The 18407-nt window shown below is 64.5% G+C and carries 17 protein-coding genes; 9 read left to right on the top strand and 8 right to left on the bottom strand.

Features of this window, described 5'->3' with window-relative positions; all coding sequences use genetic code 11:
• Nucleotides 1–33 precede the first annotated feature (33 nt).
• Nucleotides 34–1821 carry a methyl-accepting chemotaxis protein gene (locus ACYQ6T_RS00195; RefSeq protein ID WP_459826267.1) on the bottom strand — a complete coding sequence of 596 codons (1788 nt, stop codon included), beginning with the start codon at nucleotides 1819–1821 and terminating at the stop codon, nucleotides 34–36.
• Nucleotides 1822–1902: 81 nt separating this feature from the next.
• On the opposite strand from ACYQ6T_RS00195, the gene lysS reads away from it, so the two are divergent.
• Genes lysS through serB form a run of 9 tightly spaced genes read left to right on the top strand, consistent with a single transcriptional unit; the run spans nucleotide 1903 to nucleotide 12661 of the window.
• Nucleotides 1903–3405 (top strand): lysine--tRNA ligase, encoded by a 1503-nt coding sequence (gene lysS, locus ACYQ6T_RS00200; protein WP_459826269.1) that lies wholly within the window; start codon nucleotides 1903–1905, stop codon nucleotides 3403–3405.
• Nucleotides 3406–3415: 10 nt separating this feature from the next.
• Nucleotides 3416–3913, top strand: coding sequence for a 6-pyruvoyl trahydropterin synthase family protein (locus ACYQ6T_RS00205; RefSeq protein WP_459826271.1), 498 nt, complete (start codon nucleotides 3416–3418; stop codon nucleotides 3911–3913).
• Between the two features lie 46 nt (nucleotides 3914–3959).
• Nucleotides 3960–4793 (top strand): AmmeMemoRadiSam system protein B, encoded by an 834-nt coding sequence (gene amrB / locus ACYQ6T_RS00210; protein ID WP_459826273.1) that lies wholly within the window; start codon nucleotides 3960–3962, stop codon nucleotides 4791–4793.
• Nucleotides 4794–4803: 10 nt separating this feature from the next.
• Entirely contained in the window at nucleotides 4804–5409 is a 606-nt protein-coding gene (gene amrA, locus ACYQ6T_RS00215; protein WP_459826275.1) for an AmmeMemoRadiSam system protein A, read from the top strand.
• Nucleotides 5406–6476: an AmmeMemoRadiSam system radical SAM enzyme gene (amrS, locus tag ACYQ6T_RS00220; RefSeq protein WP_459826277.1), complete on the top strand. Its 1071-nt coding sequence runs from the start codon at nucleotides 5406–5408 to the stop codon at nucleotides 6474–6476. The genes amrA and amrS overlap by 4 nt, the downstream gene beginning before the upstream one ends.
• Complete coding sequence (locus tag ACYQ6T_RS00225; RefSeq protein ID WP_459826279.1) at nucleotides 6473–7153, top strand: hypothetical protein; 681 nt, start codon at nucleotides 6473–6475, stop codon at nucleotides 7151–7153. Before amrS ends, ACYQ6T_RS00225 begins: the two co-directional genes overlap by 4 nt.
• Nucleotides 7143–10619, top strand: a complete 3477-nt coding sequence (gene mfd, locus ACYQ6T_RS00230; RefSeq protein WP_459826281.1) for a transcription-repair coupling factor — start codon at nucleotides 7143–7145, stop codon at nucleotides 10617–10619. The genes ACYQ6T_RS00225 and mfd overlap by 11 nt, the downstream gene beginning before the upstream one ends.
• A 51-nt stretch (nucleotides 10620–10670) precedes the next feature.
• Nucleotides 10671–11756: a 3-deoxy-7-phosphoheptulonate synthase gene (locus ACYQ6T_RS00235; protein WP_459826283.1), complete on the top strand. Its 1086-nt coding sequence runs from the start codon at nucleotides 10671–10673 to the stop codon at nucleotides 11754–11756.
• The gene (gene serB / locus ACYQ6T_RS00240) at nucleotides 11753–12661 is read left to right on the top strand and encodes a phosphoserine phosphatase SerB (RefSeq protein ID WP_459826285.1); all 909 of its coding nucleotides are present in this window, start codon (nucleotides 11753–11755) and stop codon (nucleotides 12659–12661) included. The genes ACYQ6T_RS00235 and serB overlap by 4 nt, the downstream gene beginning before the upstream one ends.
• Nucleotides 12662–12664: 3 nt before the next feature.
• Here the strand turns inward: serB and yaaA are convergent, their stop codons facing one another.
• From yaaA to lpxD, 7 genes are read right to left on the bottom strand one after another with little or no spacing between them, the layout of a single operon-like run.
• Complete coding sequence (yaaA, locus tag ACYQ6T_RS00245; protein ID WP_459826287.1) at nucleotides 12665–13486, bottom strand: peroxide stress protein YaaA; 822 nt, start codon at nucleotides 13484–13486, stop codon at nucleotides 12665–12667.
• Between the two features lie 20 nt (nucleotides 13487–13506).
• Nucleotides 13507–14316: a TrmH family RNA methyltransferase gene (locus ACYQ6T_RS00250; RefSeq protein ID WP_459826289.1), complete on the bottom strand. Its 810-nt coding sequence runs from the start codon at nucleotides 14314–14316 to the stop codon at nucleotides 13507–13509.
• A complete protein-coding gene (locus ACYQ6T_RS00255; protein WP_459826291.1) occupies nucleotides 14306–14923 on the bottom strand; it encodes a ribonuclease HII in 618 nt (205 codons plus the stop codon). Before ACYQ6T_RS00255 ends, ACYQ6T_RS00250 begins: the two co-directional genes overlap by 11 nt.
• Before the next feature lie 7 nt (nucleotides 14924–14930).
• A complete protein-coding gene (gene lpxB / locus ACYQ6T_RS00260; protein ID WP_459826293.1) occupies nucleotides 14931–16085 on the bottom strand; it encodes a lipid-A-disaccharide synthase in 1155 nt (384 codons plus the stop codon).
• Entirely contained in the window at nucleotides 16085–16864 is a 780-nt protein-coding gene (gene lpxA / locus ACYQ6T_RS00265; RefSeq protein ID WP_459826295.1) for an acyl-ACP--UDP-N-acetylglucosamine O-acyltransferase, read from the bottom strand. The genes lpxB and lpxA overlap by 1 nt, the downstream gene beginning before the upstream one ends.
• Before the next feature lie 11 nt (nucleotides 16865–16875).
• Nucleotides 16876–17313, bottom strand: a complete 438-nt coding sequence (fabZ, locus tag ACYQ6T_RS00270) for a 3-hydroxyacyl-ACP dehydratase FabZ (RefSeq protein WP_459826528.1) — start codon at nucleotides 17311–17313, stop codon at nucleotides 16876–16878.
• Nucleotides 17313–18404: a UDP-3-O-(3-hydroxymyristoyl)glucosamine N-acyltransferase gene (gene lpxD, locus ACYQ6T_RS00275; RefSeq protein ID WP_459826297.1), complete on the bottom strand. Its 1092-nt coding sequence runs from the start codon at nucleotides 18402–18404 to the stop codon at nucleotides 17313–17315. The genes fabZ and lpxD overlap by 1 nt, the downstream gene beginning before the upstream one ends.
• Between the last annotated feature and the right edge of the window lie 3 nt (nucleotides 18405–18407).

Here is an 18407-nt window from a genome sequence, read left to right on the forward strand (position 1 = left end):
TCGCTTCGCTCCCTTCAACTTCCATAATGCTCTTCAAGAGGCCTCTTCGACCAGCTCCTTGATCGGCAACCCAACGCGGACGTTGCCCCAGAGGCGCCCATGGACATGGATCGGCATCGCGATATCGGCAAGGATCTCTCCGGTATCGCGCCGATAGGTCTGAAGCAACACCGGACGCTCGTTTTGCGCTGCCCGAAGTTCATGCAGGTTGGTGAATTTGCGGTAGGTGCGGTTGCCGACAAGGTCCTTTTCCCGATCCCCCGTCAAAGGCTTACTGAATTTACTGTTGTGGGCGGAGAGGTAGCCGTCGGTATTCACCGCCACAGCAAAAACGGCGTTGGGAATGCGCGTGAGCGTCTCATCGAGAAGGTGTTGCGCCCGCCGAACAAACTCGTCACTCCACTGCAGCTTATATTTCGGAGGATCACAATTGAGATAAGGCTGGTAATTGCGATCGAAGATGTCGATGCCGCTTGCCGCCATCTCCTCAAGCACTTTTTGCACCCGGTCACGAAAAATTCGCGTCTCCGTCATCGCGTGATCGAGGCGCCCGTAACCGATCCGGTAGCGAGCAAGCAGCTCCAAGGTCCGTTCGGTCCGCTCTTCCAACTGTTCCATATGGCGACGGCTGCCGTCGATCACCTGCGCTACCCGTTGGCTTGCGGCAACGATCCGCTCCACCTGTTTGGCCGCCTCCTCGTTTGCTGCGCTCATCGTCTGCGAAGAGGCGACAATCTCATCCAGCGCATCGCGGCTCTTTGCCAGCTCCTGTGTCATTGCCTCAAAAAGTAGGTTGGTCTCTTCGATTTCGGCTTCGGTCTCTTGAACCCGATTGACGATCATCTCACCCTGAGATTGCGTCTTGTGGACCTCGTTCATCATGAGATCGAGATCGCGGTAGATGTCGCTCGTTGCGACATTGACCCGCTCCGCAAGTTTTCTCACCTCGTCGGCGACGACGGCAAACCCTCGGCCCTGCTCGCCCGCACGCGCCGCTTCGATCGAGGCGTTCAACGCCAAAAGGTTGGTCTGTTCGGCAATCTCCCGAATCAAATTGGCGATCCCACGCACCTCTTTCGCGCGTGCGATGATCTCTTCCACCTGATCGTTGAAGGCAGCAACCTCTTCTCGAGCCCCCTTCACCTTCACCACCGTATCGTTGAGCGATGCAACTGCTTCAGCAACGCGCTCTAGGTTTCGGTGCATCAACGCATCGAGATGCTCAGTTTTGGCAAGAACCGCGCGGTTGGCGTCAACGATTGCGGCGCTCGCCCGTTGTGCGTCTTCGGCAGCTGCAAGCTGCTCGTCTACCCGTTTGGTTGCGGTTTCTATTTCGTGTTTCGTCACCACCGCCTCTTGTCCGGTCTCGAGCCCCGCCGCGCGCAGATCGACGATAATTTTGCGCATCCGCGCGGCAAAAGCGTTATAAGCACGGGCCAAATCGCGGAGCTCATCCTGAGAGAGTTCCGGCAGGTCGATCGAGAGGTCCCCCAACCGACGATCGTTACCCAGCGTCGCGAAAATCTCGGTCATCGTCCGGACGGGACGCACGATCAGATAGCGGAGGTAGAGGACCAACGCAACAGAATAGACCAGAAGTGCCGCCCACAGGCCCCAAAACCACACCCGCTTTTCCGCGACAAGCTGCGCGATCGCTTGTGCATCCCCAGCCGCAGCAGGCAGTGAAGCCTCCAGTTGGGCAAACAGAAGAAGAAAAAGCCCTGCAAAGAGCGCGACCGAAACGATACTCGCGAGCTTCTTGGTGAGCGTGTTGAAGAACGTCGCTTCAACCGCGCGATAGATTTGCAAGAAGAAACTCATTTCACCTACTCCTCTCTTGGTCGAAGGGGCTACCCCGTGCGACAATTCGCTCTGCACCCTATTCCCAAGACGGTTGGCACGATGACGGAGACAACACAACACGAACTCAATACGGTGATGGAAGATCGCCGTCGTAAGCTCGCGGCGTTGCGCGCCAAAGGTCCCGCCTACCCGAACGATTTCGAACGTCTTCATTATGCCCTAAAACTTGCTGAAGCCTACGAGGAAAAAAGCCAGGAAGAATTGGCCCAATTGCGCGTCTCCGCGGTGGTTGCGGGGCGGATCCTCTTGAAGCGGGTGATGGGGAAAGCGAGTTTCATCACGCTGCAGGATATGTCGGGGCGGATCCAGGTCTATGTGGCACGCGACTCGGTGGGCAAATCGTGCTACGACGATTTCAAACACTGGGATATCGGCGACATCGTCGGCGTCTCCGGTACCCTCTTCAAAACCCGCACCGGAGAACTGACGATCCACGCCGAATCGATCCGGTTGCTCACCAAAAACCTGCGACCACTTCCCGACAAGTACCACGGCATTGCCGACCAGGAGCTCAAATATCGTCAGCGTTACGTCGATCTGATCATGAGCGAGGAGACGCGGCAACGGTTCGTCGCCCGCAGCCGCCTCATTCAGGCGATCCGCAGCTACATGATCGAATACGGCTTTCTCGAGGTCGAAACGCCGATGCTCCACCCGATCCCCGGTGGGGCGAACGCGCGACCCTTCGTCACCCACCACAACGCGCTCGACATGCCGATGTTTCTCCGCATCGCCCCGGAGCTCTACCTCAAGCGCCTGGTGGTCGGGGGCTTTGAGAAGGTCTTCGAGATCAACCGCAACTTCCGCAACGAGGGGTTGAGCCCGCGCCACAACCCCGAATTCACGATGATGGAGTTCTACGAAGCCTACGCCGACTACCGGAAGGTGATGGACTTCACCGAAGGACTCCTCCGCCACGCTGCGCGGGTGGCGCTCGGAAGCGAGCGTTTTGTCTATCAAGGACGGACGCTCGACCTCAGTCACCCCTTTGCCCGTATGACGATTGTCGAAGCGATCCACCGCACCCATCCGGGGTGGTCGCTCGCGGAGCTCGCCGACCCGGTGTGGCTGCGCGCCAAACTCGAGTCGCTCGGTGTCGCGACACACCCCCACCAAGGAGTCGGTGCGTTGCAATTGGCCCTTTTTGAGGAGACGACCGAAAGCGAGCTCTTCGATCCTACCTTTATCGTCGACTATCCGGCAGAGGTGTCGCCGCTCGCGCGGCGCAGTGACACCAACCCCGAGATCGCCGAACGGTTCGAGCTCTTCATCGCCGGGCGCGAGATCGCGAACGGCTTTTCGGAGCTCAACGACCCTGAGGATCAGGCGGAGCGGTTCCGTGCCCAGGTCCGTGCCAAGGAAGCGGGAGACGACGAGGCGATGTATTTCGACGCCGACTACATCCGCGCGCTCGAATATGGGCTCCCACCCACAGGAGGCTGCGGCGTCGGCATCGACCGGCTGGTGATGCTGCTGACCGACTCCCCCAACATCCGCGACGTCATCCTCTTCCCGGCGATGCGTCCCGAAACGCACGAGTGAGGGCCAGGCGATGAGTGGTTCCGTGCCCGCCTCTCTTTCGCCGCAAGATGGCGGGCTCTTTGCCATCACCCGACGCCTCGAGTTCGACGCCGGCCATCGCATTCCCGACCACCGTAGCCTCTGCCGGCACGTGCACGGCCACCGCTATGTGCTCGAACTGACGCTCGTCGGGACGCTCGATGAAACCCCAGGGTCTCCGGAACGGGGGATGGTGATGGACTTTGGCGACGTCAAGAGAATCGCGTGGGACCACCTCATCGGCCACTGGGACCACGCCTTCCTTGCTTGGCGCGACGATCCGGTCGCCGCGGCGATCACTTCGGTCCTGCCCCACCACCGCACGGTTCTCCTCGATTCGATCCCCACTGCGGAGAATCTGGCCCGGATCGCTTTCGAAACGCTAGCCCCCCACTTTCGCGCCCGTTACGGGGAGCGGTTGCGGCTTGCGCGGGTCCGAATCTTTGAGACCCCCAACTGCTGGGCCGATTTTCCTCTGGAAATTGGGTAACTCTGGCGCTATATTGGTACTATCCCTGATTGAGGATAGGCCCGCCATGAGTCGAACCGCCACGATCCGGCAACCCGCGGTAAGCGGTCTCTTCTACCCCTCTGACCCGACAACGCTCGCGGCGCAGGTCGCAGCGCTGCTTGGACAGAGTGCACCGGTACGACTCCCTTCGCACCCGCTGAAAGCGCTCATCGTGCCCCACGCCGGCTACATCTATTCTGGTCCTGTTGCCGCCCAAGGCTACCGGTTACTCGCCCCTTTTGCTGACCGCATCCAGCGCGTGGTGCTTTTTGGCCCTGCCCACCGTGTCCCCGTTTTGGGGTTAGCGCTTCCCGAGACGTCGCTCTTTCGTACCCCGTTGGGGGATGTGCCGGTCGATGTCGCTGCCGCGGCGGTGGCGCTGCAACACCCGGAGGTGAGCCGCAACGAGCGCGCCCATCTCCTCGAACATGCGCTCGAAGTCCAATTGCCCTTCTTGCAGCAGCTGTTGCGCGACTTCACCATCGTCCCCTTCGTCGTCGGTTGGGTCGATCCCAAAACCATCGCCGAGGTGATGTCGATGCTGTGGGGTGGAAGCGAAACGCTCATCGTCGTCAGCTCTGACCTCTCGCACTACCACCCTGACCACGAGGCGCGAAGACTCGATCAGCAGACGGTTGCGCGGATTCTCTCGTTCGACGCGACGCTCGAACCGGACGATGCGTGTGGCTCGGCAGCAATCGACGGCCTCCTGCTTGCAGCACAGCGCCATCGCCTGACCCCCGAGCTCGTCGCCTACGGCACGAGCGCCGATACCGAAGGGCCGCGCGATCGCGTCGTTGGCTATGCGAGCATCGCGTGGTTCGAAGAGCCCAACGGCGCCCAGCGGCCGGTCCATTGAAAGGGAGCCCATGACCACAACCCGCAGAGAATCCCCTTTTGTGATCGACGACGGGTTGGGGCAGGTGCTCCTTGCCCATGCCCGTGCCGCGATCAGTGAGGCGCTCACCGGCCAAACGGTGGCGTTGCCCGACGATCCCCGCCTTGATCACTTTGGTGCGACCTTCGTCACCTTGACGCGCAAGGGTGCGTTGCGCGGCTGTATCGGTTCCCTCGAAGCCCACCGGCCGCTCCGCGACGACGTGCGCGCCAACGCGCTTGCTGCGGCGTTTACCGACCCCCGTTTCCCGCCCCTTACCCTGGAGGAGTGGCCGGAGATCGCGATCGAAGTGTCGCTCCTCTCCCCGCCCGAGGCGATTCTGTTTCGCGACGAAGCTGAGCTCCTCGCGCAACTGCGCCCCCACCGCGACGGGTTGATCATTGCCGCCGGCCCCTACCGGGCTACCTTTCTCCCCCAAGTCTGGTCGCAACTCCCTTCCCCAGAAGATTTTCTTGCCGCGCTCAAGAGTAAAGCGGGACTCAACCCCTATCGTCCCACGCCCGGGCTCCAAGCTTGGCGGTACACCGTCACCGCGTGGCATGAACCCGCACAACTCCCCCACGGAGGCGCGTCATGAACCATCCCGCCCAATTTTGGCGTCCGCTCCCCGACGGGCGCCTTGAATGCACCCTTTGTCCGCGCCGTTGCAAGCTCCGCCCGGGGCAACACGGCGCCTGCTTGGTGCGGGCGAACACTGGCGGCGAGATGGTGCTTACCACCTACGGCCGTTCGACCGGTTTTTGTCTCGACCCCATCGAGAAAAAGCCGCTCAACCACTTCTACCCCGGAACAGCGGTTCTCTCGTTTGGCACCGCGGGGTGCAACCTGGCGTGCAAATATTGCCAAAACTGGTCGATCTCGGCCGCGAAAGCGCTCGATGAGACGATCGGTGACGAGGGAACGCCTGAAGCGATCGTCGCCGCAGCCCAGGCGACCGGTGCTGCGGGGATCGCTTTTACCTACAACGACCCGGTGATCTTTGCCGAGTACGCCATCGACTGTGCCCGAGCAGCGCACGCCGCCGGCCTCTACACCGTCGCGGTCACCAATGGCTATATCGAACCAGAAGCCTATGAACCCTTTTTCGGGGTGATGGACGCTGCCAATGTCGACCTCAAAGCCTTCTCGGAAACCTTCTACCAGCGCTACTGCGGTGGCCATATCGAACCGGTGAAGGAGACGCTGCGCTACCTCGTGCACCACACCGCGGTCTGGGTCGAAATCACGACGCTCATTATCCCGACGCTGAACGACTCCGAAAGCGAAATCCGTGCGCTTGCCCGCTGGGTGCGCGATGCGCTTGCACCGCACGTGCCGCTCCACTTCACGGCGTTTCATCCCGATTTTAAGCTCCGCCACCTTCCGCCGGCGCCTGCATCGACGCTCACCCGCGCTCGCGCGATTGCCCGCGAAGAGGGGCTGCTGCACGTCTATACCGGCAACGTCTGGGACCCCGTCGGCAGCACCACCTACTGCCCGGGCTGCTCGACCCCACTCATCGAACGCGAGGGGTACGCGATCACCCATTACCGGCTGACCCCGCACGGTACGTGCGCCCACTGCGGCCGTCCGCTGGAGGGGCGGTTTGCGCCGCAACCGGGCCATTTCGGCAATCGCCGCATTCCGATCCGCCTTGCCGCATGACGACCAAAAGACACCGCCACCTCAACGTCGGCATCAAGATCGATCGCGGACTGTGGCTCGACGCCGAACTCGCCTACCACGACGAGTGTGTGGGTTTAGCGTTGCTCTTCGACCCAACCTGCGCGACCTCCCTAAGTGACCTTCCGCTCTTTGCCCTGGTCGAGCCCCTCAAAGCCCAAGGGTGGGCAACGCTCCTGGTCGCTCTCATTGAACCCAGTGAAGCGGCCCACAGTGAAGAGCGACGGTTTCAGATCAGCGAACTTGCCGAGCGGTGCAGCAAAACCCTGGAATGGGTCGACCACCAGCCCTTTCTCGCCCCCCTTGCCGATCGCCTGGTTGCTGTGGGGTGGGACAACGCGGCAGCCGCGGCCCTGAAGCTCGCGAGCCGCTATTCCACCTGCTTTCTCGCCGTCAGCGCCCCGATGGGGCGGCTCGACCTTGCTGGCGCGGCGGTCTTGCGGTCGGTGCTGCTTCCGGTTCAACTCATCACCCGAAAAGGGAGCGCCCTGGAACCCCCCAATGAGGCGGCCTGGCAGCTCCTCGCCTCCCCCCACAAGGTGTGGCTGCAGCTTCCGGAAAGCGCCAACCCCGATCTCCTCTCCCCCGAGGAGATGGGACGCGTTGCGACCGAGGTGTGCACCTGGCTGGGCGGTATAATCCCCGCCCATGATTCCTGACTCTTTTCATCTGCCGAAACGAGGCGATCGGGTGCGTATTCCGCTCCCCTTTGCCGGGTCTTTACCCCTCCTCATCGCGGAGCTGAAGGCGCGCCATCAGGGGCCGCTCCTCTTTCTTGCCGCGAATGCCGCAGAGACGATTCAGGTCAAAGAGGCGCTCACCTTTTTCGCCCCCGAGTTGCGCGTCGGCCACTTTCCCGATTGGGAGACGCTCCCGTACGACCCCTTCTCTCCCCATCAGGACCTGATCTCGGAGCGGCTCGCCACGCTTTATGCGATCACGCAAAAGCGGGTCGATGTCGTCGTCACGTCGGTGACCGCCGCGATGCCCCAGATCGCTCCCCCCGCGTTTATCGCCGGGCGGATCTTCCACTACCGCCAGGGGGAGCGGATCAACGTCGAAGCCTTCCGCACACAACTCGCTCTTGCCGGTTATGAACCGGTCGCGCAGGTGCTGCGCCCGGGAGAATACGCGTTCCGCGGAGGGATCATCGACCTCTACCCGATGGGGGCGACACTCCCCTTTCGCCTCGACCTCTTCGACGACGAGATCGAGACGATCAAGACCTTCGACCCCGACACACAGCGGACCCTCTATCCAGTAAGCGAAATCGCCCTCTTGCCTGCGCGGGAGTTCCCCACCGACGAGGAGGGTCGGGCAACCTTTCGCCGCCGCTTTCGCGAAACGTTCGAAGGAGACCCGAGCCGCGTCGCACTCTATAAAAGCGTAAGCCAAGGACTCCTCCCGGCTGGAATCGAATACTATCTCCCCCTCTTCTTTTCCACGACGGCGACCCTCTTCGACTACCTCCCCGACGCGCTCTGGGTCACCCACGGGGCGATCCACGAGGCGCTCGAGGCCGACTGGTTTGAAGCGCGCGACCGCTTTCGGCTGCTCAACACCGACCCCAATCGACCGCTGCTCCCGCCTGAGGCGTGGCTGCTATCGCCGGAGGCGTTTCATTCGCGACTCCAATCGGTGGCGCGCGTCGATCTCACCGACACGGCGAGCGAGCCGATGCCTGCGGTGGCGCTCGACGCCCGTGCGGCGCAACCGGCAGCGGCGCTTGCCGCGTGGTGCGCCGCGCACCGCGATTGGTCGATTCTGTTGGTGGCCACCAGTGAAGGGCGGCGCGAGACGCTGCGCGAGCGACTCGCGGCGGTGGGGCTCACCCCCACCGATCTACCCGATTGGGCAACCTTCCAAAGCGAGCGCCCGCCGCTTGCGCTCGCCGTTGCGCCGGTGGAGAGCGGTTTCCTCGACGCGGCCAACCGCATCGCCCTCTTCGGTGAAGCAGAGCTCTTCGCCCATCTCGTGCGTACGTCCCGAAGTGGCAAACAGAGGCGCACTGCCAGTGACCCCGAGGCGTGGATCCGCGATCTCACGGAGCTCACCCCCGGCGCCCCCGTCGTCCACTTCGAACACGGCATCGGCCGCTACCGCGGGCTCGTGCGGCTGAGCGGCCCCGAGGGAGAAGCAGAGTATCTCCATCTCGAATACGCGGGTGGCGCGGCGCTCTACGTGCCGGTGACGCAACTGGAGCGCGTCGGGCGATATCTCGGTGCCGACCCGGAGACAGTGCCGCTTCACGAACTCGGCTCTGGCCAGTGGGAGAAGGAGAAACGGAAAGCGGCGGAGAAAGCCCACGACACCGCTGCCGAGCTCCTCGCCCTCTACGCCGAGCGGGCAGCACGCCCCGGGGAGCGCCTCACGATCGACCCGGCCGCCTATGAGGCCTTCGCCGCGGGATTCCCCTTCGAAACCACCCCCGACCAGCAGGCGGCAATCGACGCGGTGCTGCACGACCTCACCTCCGGCAAGGTGATGGATCGGTTGGTGTGTGGCGACGTCGGTTTTGGCAAGACCGAAGTCGCGCTTCGCGCCGCGTTCGTCGCCGCGATGAACGGCCGCCAGGTGGCGATCCTCACCCCGACGACGCTCCTTGCCGAACAGCACACCCAGACCTTCCTCAACCGCTTTGCTGGCTGGCCGATCAAGATCGCCGAACTCTCGCGCTTCACAAGCAGCAAAGCGCAAAAAGAGGCCCTCAAGGAGTTGGCCGAGGGCAAAATCGACATCATCATCGGGACCCACCGGCTGATTCAATCGGACGTGCGCTTCGCACGGCTGGGGCTCGTGATCATCGACGAAGAGCACCGCTTCGGCGTGCGGCAAAAAGAGGCGCTCCGTACCTTCTGCGCCCATGTCCACACCTTGTCGCTCTCCGCCACCCCGATTCCGCGCACGCTCGGCATGGCGCTCGAAGGGCTGCGCGACTTTTCGGTGATCGCGACGCCCCCCGCGAAGCGCCTCGCGGTCAAGACCTTCGTCGTCCCCAAGAGCGACGCATTGATCCGCGAAGCGGTCGCACGGGAGCTGCGCCGCGGCGGGCAGGTCTTCTACGTCCACAATGAAGTGCGCACGATCGCCAACACCTTCGAGGCGCTCCAGAAGCTCCTCCCCAACGTCCGGATCGGGGTCGCCCACGGGCAGATGAGCGAACTCGAGCTCGAGCGGGTGATGCGCGACTTCATCCATCAGCGGCTGCAGCTGCTCCTCTGTACGACGATCATCGAAACGGGGATCGACATCCCCAACGCCAATACCATCCTGATCGAACGCGCCGACCGCTTTGGCCTGGCGCAGCTCCACCAACTGCGCGGCCGCGTGGGGCGCAGCCACCATCAGGCGTTCGCCTACCTCATGACCGACCCCCACGTGAAACCCACCCCCGCAGGCGCGAAGCGGCTCGAAGCGATCGCGCTAGCCGAGTCCCTCGGCGGTGGTTTTACGCTGGCGATGCATGACCTCGAAATCCGCGGCGCAGGCGAGATTCTCGGCGAGGCGCAATCGGGCGCGATCGAATCGGTCGGGTTTGCCCTTTATGCGCAACTCCTCCACGCTGCAGTGCGTCGCCTCCAAGCGGAACAAGGAAAAGGGCCCGCGCAACGCCAACGAGGGGAGACCCCGCAGTCGCTTTCCGACTCGCTCCTTGCCGCTTTTGCCGCGACCACCGAGATCACCGTCGGCGAACCGGCGCTCCTTCCCGAGAGCTACTGCCCCGACGTCGCGGTGCGCCTCGACCTCTACAAGCGACTTGCCGATGCCGATTCCCCAGAGGCGCTGGAAGCGCTCAAAGCGGAGCTCATCGACCGCTTTGGCCTCCTCCCGCCGCCCGCGCAAGCCCTCATCGCCACCCACCGCCTGCGGCTCCTGGTTGCCCCCTACCGGGTGGCACGGGTCGACGCCACGCCCAACCGCATCACCCTGCGCTTTGCCGCGGGCGCGCCAGTCGATCCGGCCAAGGTGATTCGGCTGATCCAAAGCGACCGCTCGGTCCAGCTCAAAGGGGGCGACACCCTCGTGCGCACGGGATCGTTCCCGACCCTCGCGGAGCGGATCGCTGCGGTGGAGCGGCTCTTGGCGGCAGTGGTCGAAGAGGTCAAACCCGAGGTGATCGCGTAAAATCGCTCGTACGCTAGTGCACTGCACAAAAGTTACTACCAGGGAGAGACGATGATCCACTACCTGCTTGAAAACACCAACATCGAAGCCTTCGAGCCGATGCCCTCGCCGGCCGAAATCAAAAAGGACCTGCCCCTCACCGAACGGGCGGCAACGACCGTTGCGCAGGCGCGGCAGGCACTCACCGCGATCCTCGACGGGAGCGATCCTCGCCTCTTTGCCGTGGTTGGTCCCTGTTCGATTCACGACACCGACGCGGGACTCGACTACGCCCGGCGCCTCAAGGCACTCGCCGATGAAGTGGCTGAGACGATCGTTCTGGTGATGCGAGTCTATTTCGAAAAACCGCGCACCAGTATCGGCTGGAAAGGGTTCATCAACGACCCGTTTCTCGACGACTCCTTCCGCATCGACGTCGGTATGCGGCGCGCACGTGAGTTTCTTTTGGCGGTCAATGAGTTGGGACTCCCCGCCGCGACCGAGGCGCTCGATCCGATCGGCCCACAATACTACGGCGACCTCGTCAGCTGGACCGCGATCGGCGCGCGCACGGTGGAGTCGCAAACCCACCGCGAAATGGCCTCGGGGCTCTCCACCCCGGTCGGGTTCAAAAACAGCACCGACGGGAGTCTCGAAGTGGCGATCAACGCGATCCTTTCGGCGTCGCACCGCCATGCGTTTCTCGGGATCGACGAGAGCGGGCGCACCGCGATCGTCCGCACCAAAGGGAACCGCTACGGCCACCTGGTGCTGCGCGGCGGCGGCGGACGGCCCAACTACGACTCGGTCTCGGTCTCGCTCGCCGAAGAGGCGCTCAGGAAGGCGAAACTTCCCGCGAACATCGTGATCGACTGCTCCCACGCCAACTCGTGGAAAAAACCGGAGTACCAGCCGCTCGTCCTCAAAGACATCGTCCACCAGATCCGCGAAGGGAACGGGTCGATCGTCGGCTTCATGGTCGAGAGTTTCATTGAAGCAGGCAATCAGCCGCTCGCCGAGCGTGCGGCGTTGCGCTATGGCTGCTCGATCACAGACCCGTGCGTCGACTGGGCAACCACCGAGACGATGATCCGCACCGCGCACGAGGTGTTGCGCACTGTGCTTCCCTCGCGGCAGCGCACGGGGTTCGCGGCGTGACTGCTGCGTTGCGGCTCCTCGCCACCCCCGCAGCGCGCCGTTGGCTCGCGGAGCGCGCGCTTCCTTTCGTCGAACTCCCGTGTGCGACAACGCACCCGCGCACGCCACCGCCCACCCATGACGGGGACGGAGAATGCCAATCGCCGATGCCCCCTGAGCCGTCTGCGATTTTGGCGGTCTCCGCGCCGCTTGCCCGTACCCCGACGCTCGACCTAGAGCTCGCCGCCGCCGGGTGCGACTGGGCGTGGTGGGAAGAGGGGCTGTCGCTCGCTGCGGTCCGCCTCTTTGTCACCGACATGGATTCGACGCTGATTGCGATCGAATGCATCGACGAGATCGCCGCCGCGGTGGGGAAGCGCAACGAGGTGGCGCGGATCACCGAAGCGGCGATGGAAGGAAGGCTCGACTTTCGCGCGGCGCTCTTGGAGCGCGTCGCGCTCCTTGCGGGACTCCCCGAAGCGGAGCTTGCGGCGATCTTTCACACAACGGTTCGTTACAACCCCGGCGCGCGGGCGCTTGTTGCCGCACTCAAGGCGCAAGGGACCTACTGCCTCCTCGTTTCGGGGGGATTCACCCACTTCACCGCGCCGATTGCTGCCGAGTTGGGGTTCGATGCGCACCTTGCGAACCAGCTCGAGGTCGATCGCAACGGGCGACTCACCGGCCGACTCGTTGGCCCGATCGTCGACGCCGAAGCGAAACAGGCAGCGATCCGCGCCCACCGCGCCCGCCTCGGCTGCCCTGCTGCAGCGGTCCTTGCCGCGGGCGACGGCGCGAACGACCGGCTGATGCTGCGCGAGGCGGGTTTGCGCCTCGGTTACCGCCCGAAAGCGGTGCTGCTGCCTGAGCTCAACCTGATCTCGATGACCGCGGGCTTGGCACTCCCGCTCTGGTTCTACGCGTAGCGCTCACCCCCTCTCCCGGATTTCACTTGCCGCACGCCGGCGAAAAACGGGTCGCTCGGGCGTCGAGACTTCCGGGACGTAGCGGTACCCCTCGGCGGAGAAAGTAAGCAGCGCATCGGGCTCGAGCCTCCCCCCTTGCGCGATCGCCGTCTCCGCAAGAAAACGGACCATCAACCCCCGCGCCCGTTTCGCGTAAAAACTGATCACCCGGAAGCGTCCCCCCTTCTCGTCTTCAAACTGCGGCGAAATGACGGGGTAGCCGAGCGCGCCGCTGTCCACCACCTTGAAGTACTCTTGCGACGCGAGGTTCACAAGCACCGCGGGCTCCCCTCGTGCCGCTCGTTGCTCAAGGAGTTCGCGGAGCGCCGCGGTCACCGTCTCGCGCCAGAAGGCGTAGAGGTCGCTCCCCGCGGGGTTGGCCAACCGGCTGCCCATCTCCAGACGGTAGGGTTGCATCGCGTCGAGCGGCCGCAGCACCCCGTAGAGTCCCGAAAGGATCCGCAAATGGTCTTCGAGCCAGTCGATCGCCGCAGGTGACAATTGCCGTGCCGCCAACCCCTCATAGACGTCGCCGTTGAAGGCAAAGAGCGCCGCGACGCTGTTCTCAGGGGTATGGTCGAGCTGCCATGCACGGTAGCGGGCAACGTTGAGCGCGGTGAGCGCATCGGAAAGGTCCATCAAGCGCGCAACCTCTTGGGGGGTGAGTCGCCGCAGCTCCTCGATCAACACCGCGGAGCGGTCGACGAATTGCGGCGTGTGCCGCGCCGTTACGGGCGCGGGCGTCGTGAAATCGAGCACTTTGGCGGGAGAGATCACCAGTAGCATCAATAGACTCCTTCGACATTTCAACAAGAGCCGAGACGCCGTTGCCGCTCTGCCTCAAAGAGGAAAACGGCTGCGGCGGTGGCGACGTTGAGCGACTCGACCCCCGGGGCGAGCGGCAGATGGGCCGAAAGGGCCCCGCGTTCGAACCAGACGGGCCGCACCCCCGCCCCTTCGTTCCCCATGATCCAGGCCACAGGACGGCGCAAATCGAGCGTATAAAAGGAGCGACTTCCCCGATCGAGCGACGTGGCGATCAGCCGCTCTTGCGCGGCGTAGGGTTGCCAGACCGCGTCGGGCACCTCGCCTTCGAAGATCGCCACCACCATGTGCGCTCCCATCGCTGCACGCAATACCTTCGGCGACCACGCGTGCGCCGACCCGGGGGCGAGCCACACCGCCCGCACCCCCGCCGCCGCCGCGACCCTGAGGAGCGCCCCGACATTACCGGGATCTTGGATCCCATCGGCGATCACCAGGTCGCAGTCGCCCCAGGGTTGCAGCTGCGGTTCGGGCGGGATCACCTCGGCGACGATCCCTTGGGGGGTCGTCGTCTCGGTAACAGCTGCAAGGACCTCAGTCGTCACCCGCGTCACCGGTATCCCAAGCGCGGCCACCTGGGCGAGGAGCGGCTGAAAACGCGCTTCGCCCCCCGAATCGACCCAAACGTCGACAAGGGGCCAACGCGCGGCAACCGCCGCTTCGACAAGGTGCGCCCCCTCGAGGAGCACCCAGCGCGCCGCACGCCGCACGCTACTCTTTGTCATCCACTCCCGCCACCGCTTGACGCGCGGGTTGGCGCGCGAGGTGATGCGCTCCGCGTTATCGGCCATCTCCTACTCTCACGTATGCGGCGACGGGGCGAAACGACCGCCGGTGCTCAGGCGTCACGCCAAGACGCGCCAACGCCGCCGCGTGCTCGCGCGTCCCATACCCTTTGTGCCGGGCAAAGCCGTAACCGGGGTAACGCTCGTCGAGCGCGACCATCCAGCGATCCCGCGCCACCTTCGCGACAATCGACGCGGCAGCGATCGCCGCGACCGATCCATCCCCGCGCACGACGGCGCGCGCGGCGTAGGGCCAGTGGGGAAGGCGATTGCCGTCCACCGCGATCGGCTGCGCCAAGAGCCGCTCTCGGACCGCGTCGTCGGGAAAGCGCGCCAAGAGCGCTTCGACCGCGCGGGTCATCGCCAAAACGGTCGCCGGCCAGATGCCGTGGGTGTCGATCTCGGCAACGCTCGCCCAGCCGAGCGCCACCCCAAACGCGTGGGCAGTGATTCCCTGTGCAAGGCGCTCGCGCGCCGCGGGGGTGAGCGCCTTCGAGTCCCTAAGTCCGGGAATCGCCCACCCCTCGCCCAAGACCACCGCCGCGGCGCAGACCGGCCCGGCCCATGGCCCACGCCCGACCTCATCGACACCGATCTGCCACGGTTCGATCACCAATGCGCTACCCTCCTGATCCTTCCACCTCGAGCCACTCAGCAAGGAGCGCCGCGGTGCGCTCGGCCATATTGCAGCGCAACGCCCGATGGAGTTCCGCAAACCGCTCAGCGAGCCGCGCCACCTCCGCTGGCCGATCCCACCACGCCAACACGGCTGCCGCGAGCCGCTGCGGCGTTGCCTGATCCTGGAGAAGCTCCGGGACCACCGCTTCGCCGCAAAGGATGTTGGGCAACCCGACCCAAGGGAGGTAGGCCATCCGGCGCAGCAACCGATATTGCCACGGCGCGACGCGGTAAGCAATCACCATCGGGCGTTTGAAAAGGGCCGCCTCGAGCGTCGCCGTGCCGCTCGCAACCAGAACCACGTCGGCGGCGGCCAACGCTGTGTGCGCGCCGCGCGGCGAGATGAGGAGCGACGCCCGCCCTGACCACTGTTGTGCGAGCTCCTCTGCCCAACGGTCACCAAGATCATTGGCCGTCGGCACGACGACGGCAAGCTCCGGCACCACCTGCGCCACCCGCTCGGCCGCGGCGAAAAAGATCGCCCCCAACCGCGCCCATTCGCCGGCACGGCTCCCGGGAAGCAGCGCAAGGACCGGCCGCTGCGGCGCCACCCCGAGACGCGCCCGCGCAGCCACACGATCGGGCTCCATGGCGATCGTATCGGCCAACGGGTGACCGACATATTCGGCGCGAAGCCCCGTTCCGGCGTAACAAGCCGGCTCAAAGGGGAAGAGACAGAAGAGGAGTTCGACCGCTTGAGCGATACGGGCAATCCGGCCGCGCCGCCACGCCCAAACCGAGGGACTGACGAGATGAGCAGTGCGCACCCCATTCTTTCGGAGCTTCGCCGCCAAACCGAGGTTGAAGTCGGGCGCGTCGACGCCGAGGAAGTGGCTCACCTTTTCGTTCAGAAAGGTGTGAAGAACGGTACGGCGGAAGCGAAGGAGCTGCGGGAGGCGTTGGAGGGCGTCGGCAAAGCCGTGGACGGCAAGAAGCTCGTAGGGCCACCGCACGTCGCAGCCGGCCGCGGCGAGCTGCTCGCCGCCGACCGCAAGTGGGGTGAGGTCGCGCTTTTCGCGCAGCCGGACGACGACCGGTGCGGCGATCGCGTCTCCCGACGCTTCGCCGGCAACGAGTGCGAGCGTTGGCCCCTTCATCAGCGCACGATGCCGCGCCCCGGCTCCTTGAGGAAGGTCACGAGCGGCACGAGTTCCGGGTGGTTCGCGCTTTCGCTTTCGATCGCAGCGATCGCCTCCTGCAGCGACAACCCTTTGCGGTAGAGTGTCTTGTAGGCGCGCTTGATCGCAGCGATCGCCTCCGGCGAGAAGTTGCGCCGCCGCAGCCCTTCACTGTTGATCCCGTGGGGGGCAGCAGGGTGGCCGGCAACGGTGACGTAGGGAGGAAGGTCTTGGGTGAGCACCGTCCCGACGCCGCAGAAGCTGTGCGCCCCGACCCGGACGAACTGGTGCACCCCGACAAAGCCGCCGAGGATCGCCCAATCGTCGACGCGGACGTGTCCGCCCAACGTCGCATTGTTGGCAAAGATCGTGTGCGACCCGACGACGCAGTCGTGCGCGATATGGACATAGGCCATGATCCAGTTGTCGTCGCCGATCGTCGTCTCACCCCGATCCTGAACCGTGCCGCTATTGACGGTGCAATATTCGCGAAAGGTGTTGCCGTTGCCGATGATGACGCGCGTCACCTCGCCGCGGTACTTTTTGTCTTGCGGCGGCAGGCCAATCGCACAAAAGGGGAAAAAGCGGTTCCCTTCTCCGATCGTGGTGTGGCCATCGATCACGCAGTGGGCGCCGACCGTAGTGTGGTCGCCGATCGCCACGTTCGCGCCGATGATCGCGTAAGGGCCAACCGCGACGCCGTCGCCCAAGCGGGCATTGGGGTCGACGATCGCGGTGGGGTGGATCGTTGTCGCCACGCGCTCTCCCCTCACCGCCCCTCTTTCAATGCGCAGAGGATCTCGGCTTCAGCAGCGAGTTCCTCACCCACGCGGGCACGGGCGGCGTAGCGCCAGATGTGGCGCATCGTGCGCAAAATCTCGACCTCCAACAGCAGCTGGTCGCCGGGAACGACGGGCCGCTTGAAGCGCGCTTTGTCGATTCCCGCGTAATAGACGACCGAGTCGGGGGTAGGTTTGCGCTCCATCGTGACGAACGAAAGGACCGCTGCAGCCTGCGCGAGCGCTTCCAAAATGAGGACACCAGGGAAAATCGGTTGGTTGGGAAAGTGGCCGGGGAAGAAGGGTTCGTTGATCGTGACATTTTTGAGCGCCACAATGCGTTTTCCCTTCTCGAGCTCGACCACCCGATCGACCAACAGGAAGGGGTAGCGATGGGGAAGATAGGTCAAAATCTCTTGAATGTCGATCATGGCTCTTCCTTGACCGGGTGTTGGGGAAAATGGTCGGGTTCAGCGCTTGCGTGGTGGCGATCCGGTACGGCGCTATGGCTGCGGACAAAGCGCTGCCACCACCGGCCGATCTCGGCGAGCCGCTTCCACCACGCCGCGTTCTTTTGCCACTCGCGGTAGGGCAATGCCGGGAGATGTCCCGCGTAGAAGCCGCCGCTGGGCAAGGAGCTGGTCACCAGCGTCGCGGCGCCGATCGTCACATCGTCCCCCACCGTCAGGTGGCCGGCAAGCCCCGCCTGGCCGCCGATCCGGCAGCGCGCCCCGACCACCGTGCTTCCGGCAAGCCCCGCACAGCCGGCGATCGCCGTCGCGCGACCGATGCGGCAGTTGTGCGCAATCTGCACGAGGTTGTCGATCTTCACCCCTGCCTCGATCACGGTATCGGCAAGCGCCCCACGATCGATCGTGGTGTTGGCACCGATCTCGACGTCGTCGCCGATCACCACCCGACCCACCTGCGGGATCTTCTCCCACCGCTCAGCAGCGCGATCCCAGGCAAAGCCGAAGCCGTCCGCGCCGATCACCGCACCCGCGTGGATGCGGCAGCGCGCGCCGACGACACACCCCGCTTCCACCACCACATTGGGCCCAAGCCAGCTCTCCGGACCGACGATCGCGCCACGACCCACCCGCACCCCCGCTTCGAGCACCGCCCGTTCGCCGACCTCAGCGTCTGCGGCGACAGTCACCAAGGGGCCGATGTGGGCCGTTGCCGCAACCCGTCCCTCGACCACCGCTGTCGGATGGATTCCCGACGGAAAGTGTGGCGCTGGGTAGAGCCACTGTGCCGCACGCGCATACGCGAGATAGGGATCGGGGCAGAAGAGCACGGCGCGAATCGTCGGCGAAAGGGCCGCCTCCACCCCTTCGGGCAGGAGAATCACGGTCGCTTCAGTGGTTGCTGCAAGGGGCAAAAAGCGCGCGTCGGCAACAAAAGCCAACGCCCCCGCCCCTGCTGCCTCGAGCGGCGCAATGCGCTCGATCACCGCTTCGCCGTCGCCCCGTAACGCAACGCCGAGGCGCTCAGCGAGTTCCCTAGCCGTAATCACAGA

The organism is Hydrogenophilus islandicus, assembly GCF_054657095.1.

Excerpts from the sequence above, each read along its gene's own strand:
- ACYQ6T_RS00195 (WP_459826267.1), bottom strand. The coding sequence starts at position 1,821 with ATGAGTTTCTTCTTGCAAATCTATCGCGCGGTTGAAGCGACGTTCTTC.
- ACYQ6T_RS00225 (WP_459826279.1), top strand. The coding sequence starts at position 6,473 with ATGACGACCAAAAGACACCGCCACCTCAACGTCGGCATCAAGATCGAT.
- yaaA (WP_459826287.1), bottom strand. The coding sequence starts at position 13,486 with ATGCTACTGGTGATCTCTCCCGCCAAAGTGCTCGATTTCACGACGCCC.
- mfd (WP_459826281.1), top strand. The coding sequence starts at position 7,143 with ATGATTCCTGACTCTTTTCATCTGCCGAAACGAGGCGATCGGGTGCGT.
- ACYQ6T_RS00205 (WP_459826271.1), top strand. The coding sequence starts at position 3,416 with ATGAGTGGTTCCGTGCCCGCCTCTCTTTCGCCGCAAGATGGCGGGCTC.
- ACYQ6T_RS00250 (WP_459826289.1), bottom strand. The coding sequence starts at position 14,316 with ATGGCCGATAACGCGGAGCGCATCACCTCGCGCGCCAACCCGCGCGTC.
- ACYQ6T_RS00235 (WP_459826283.1), top strand. The coding sequence starts at position 10,671 with ATGATCCACTACCTGCTTGAAAACACCAACATCGAAGCCTTCGAGCCG.
- lpxB (WP_459826293.1), bottom strand. The coding sequence starts at position 16,085 with ATGAAGGGGCCAACGCTCGCACTCGTTGCCGGCGAAGCGTCGGGAGAC.
- amrA (WP_459826275.1), top strand. The coding sequence starts at position 4,804 with ATGACCACAACCCGCAGAGAATCCCCTTTTGTGATCGACGACGGGTTG.
- lysS (WP_459826269.1), top strand. The coding sequence starts at position 1,903 with ATGACGGAGACAACACAACACGAACTCAATACGGTGATGGAAGATCGC.
- amrB (WP_459826273.1), top strand. The coding sequence starts at position 3,960 with ATGAGTCGAACCGCCACGATCCGGCAACCCGCGGTAAGCGGTCTCTTC.
- amrS (WP_459826277.1), top strand. The coding sequence starts at position 5,406 with ATGAACCATCCCGCCCAATTTTGGCGTCCGCTCCCCGACGGGCGCCTT.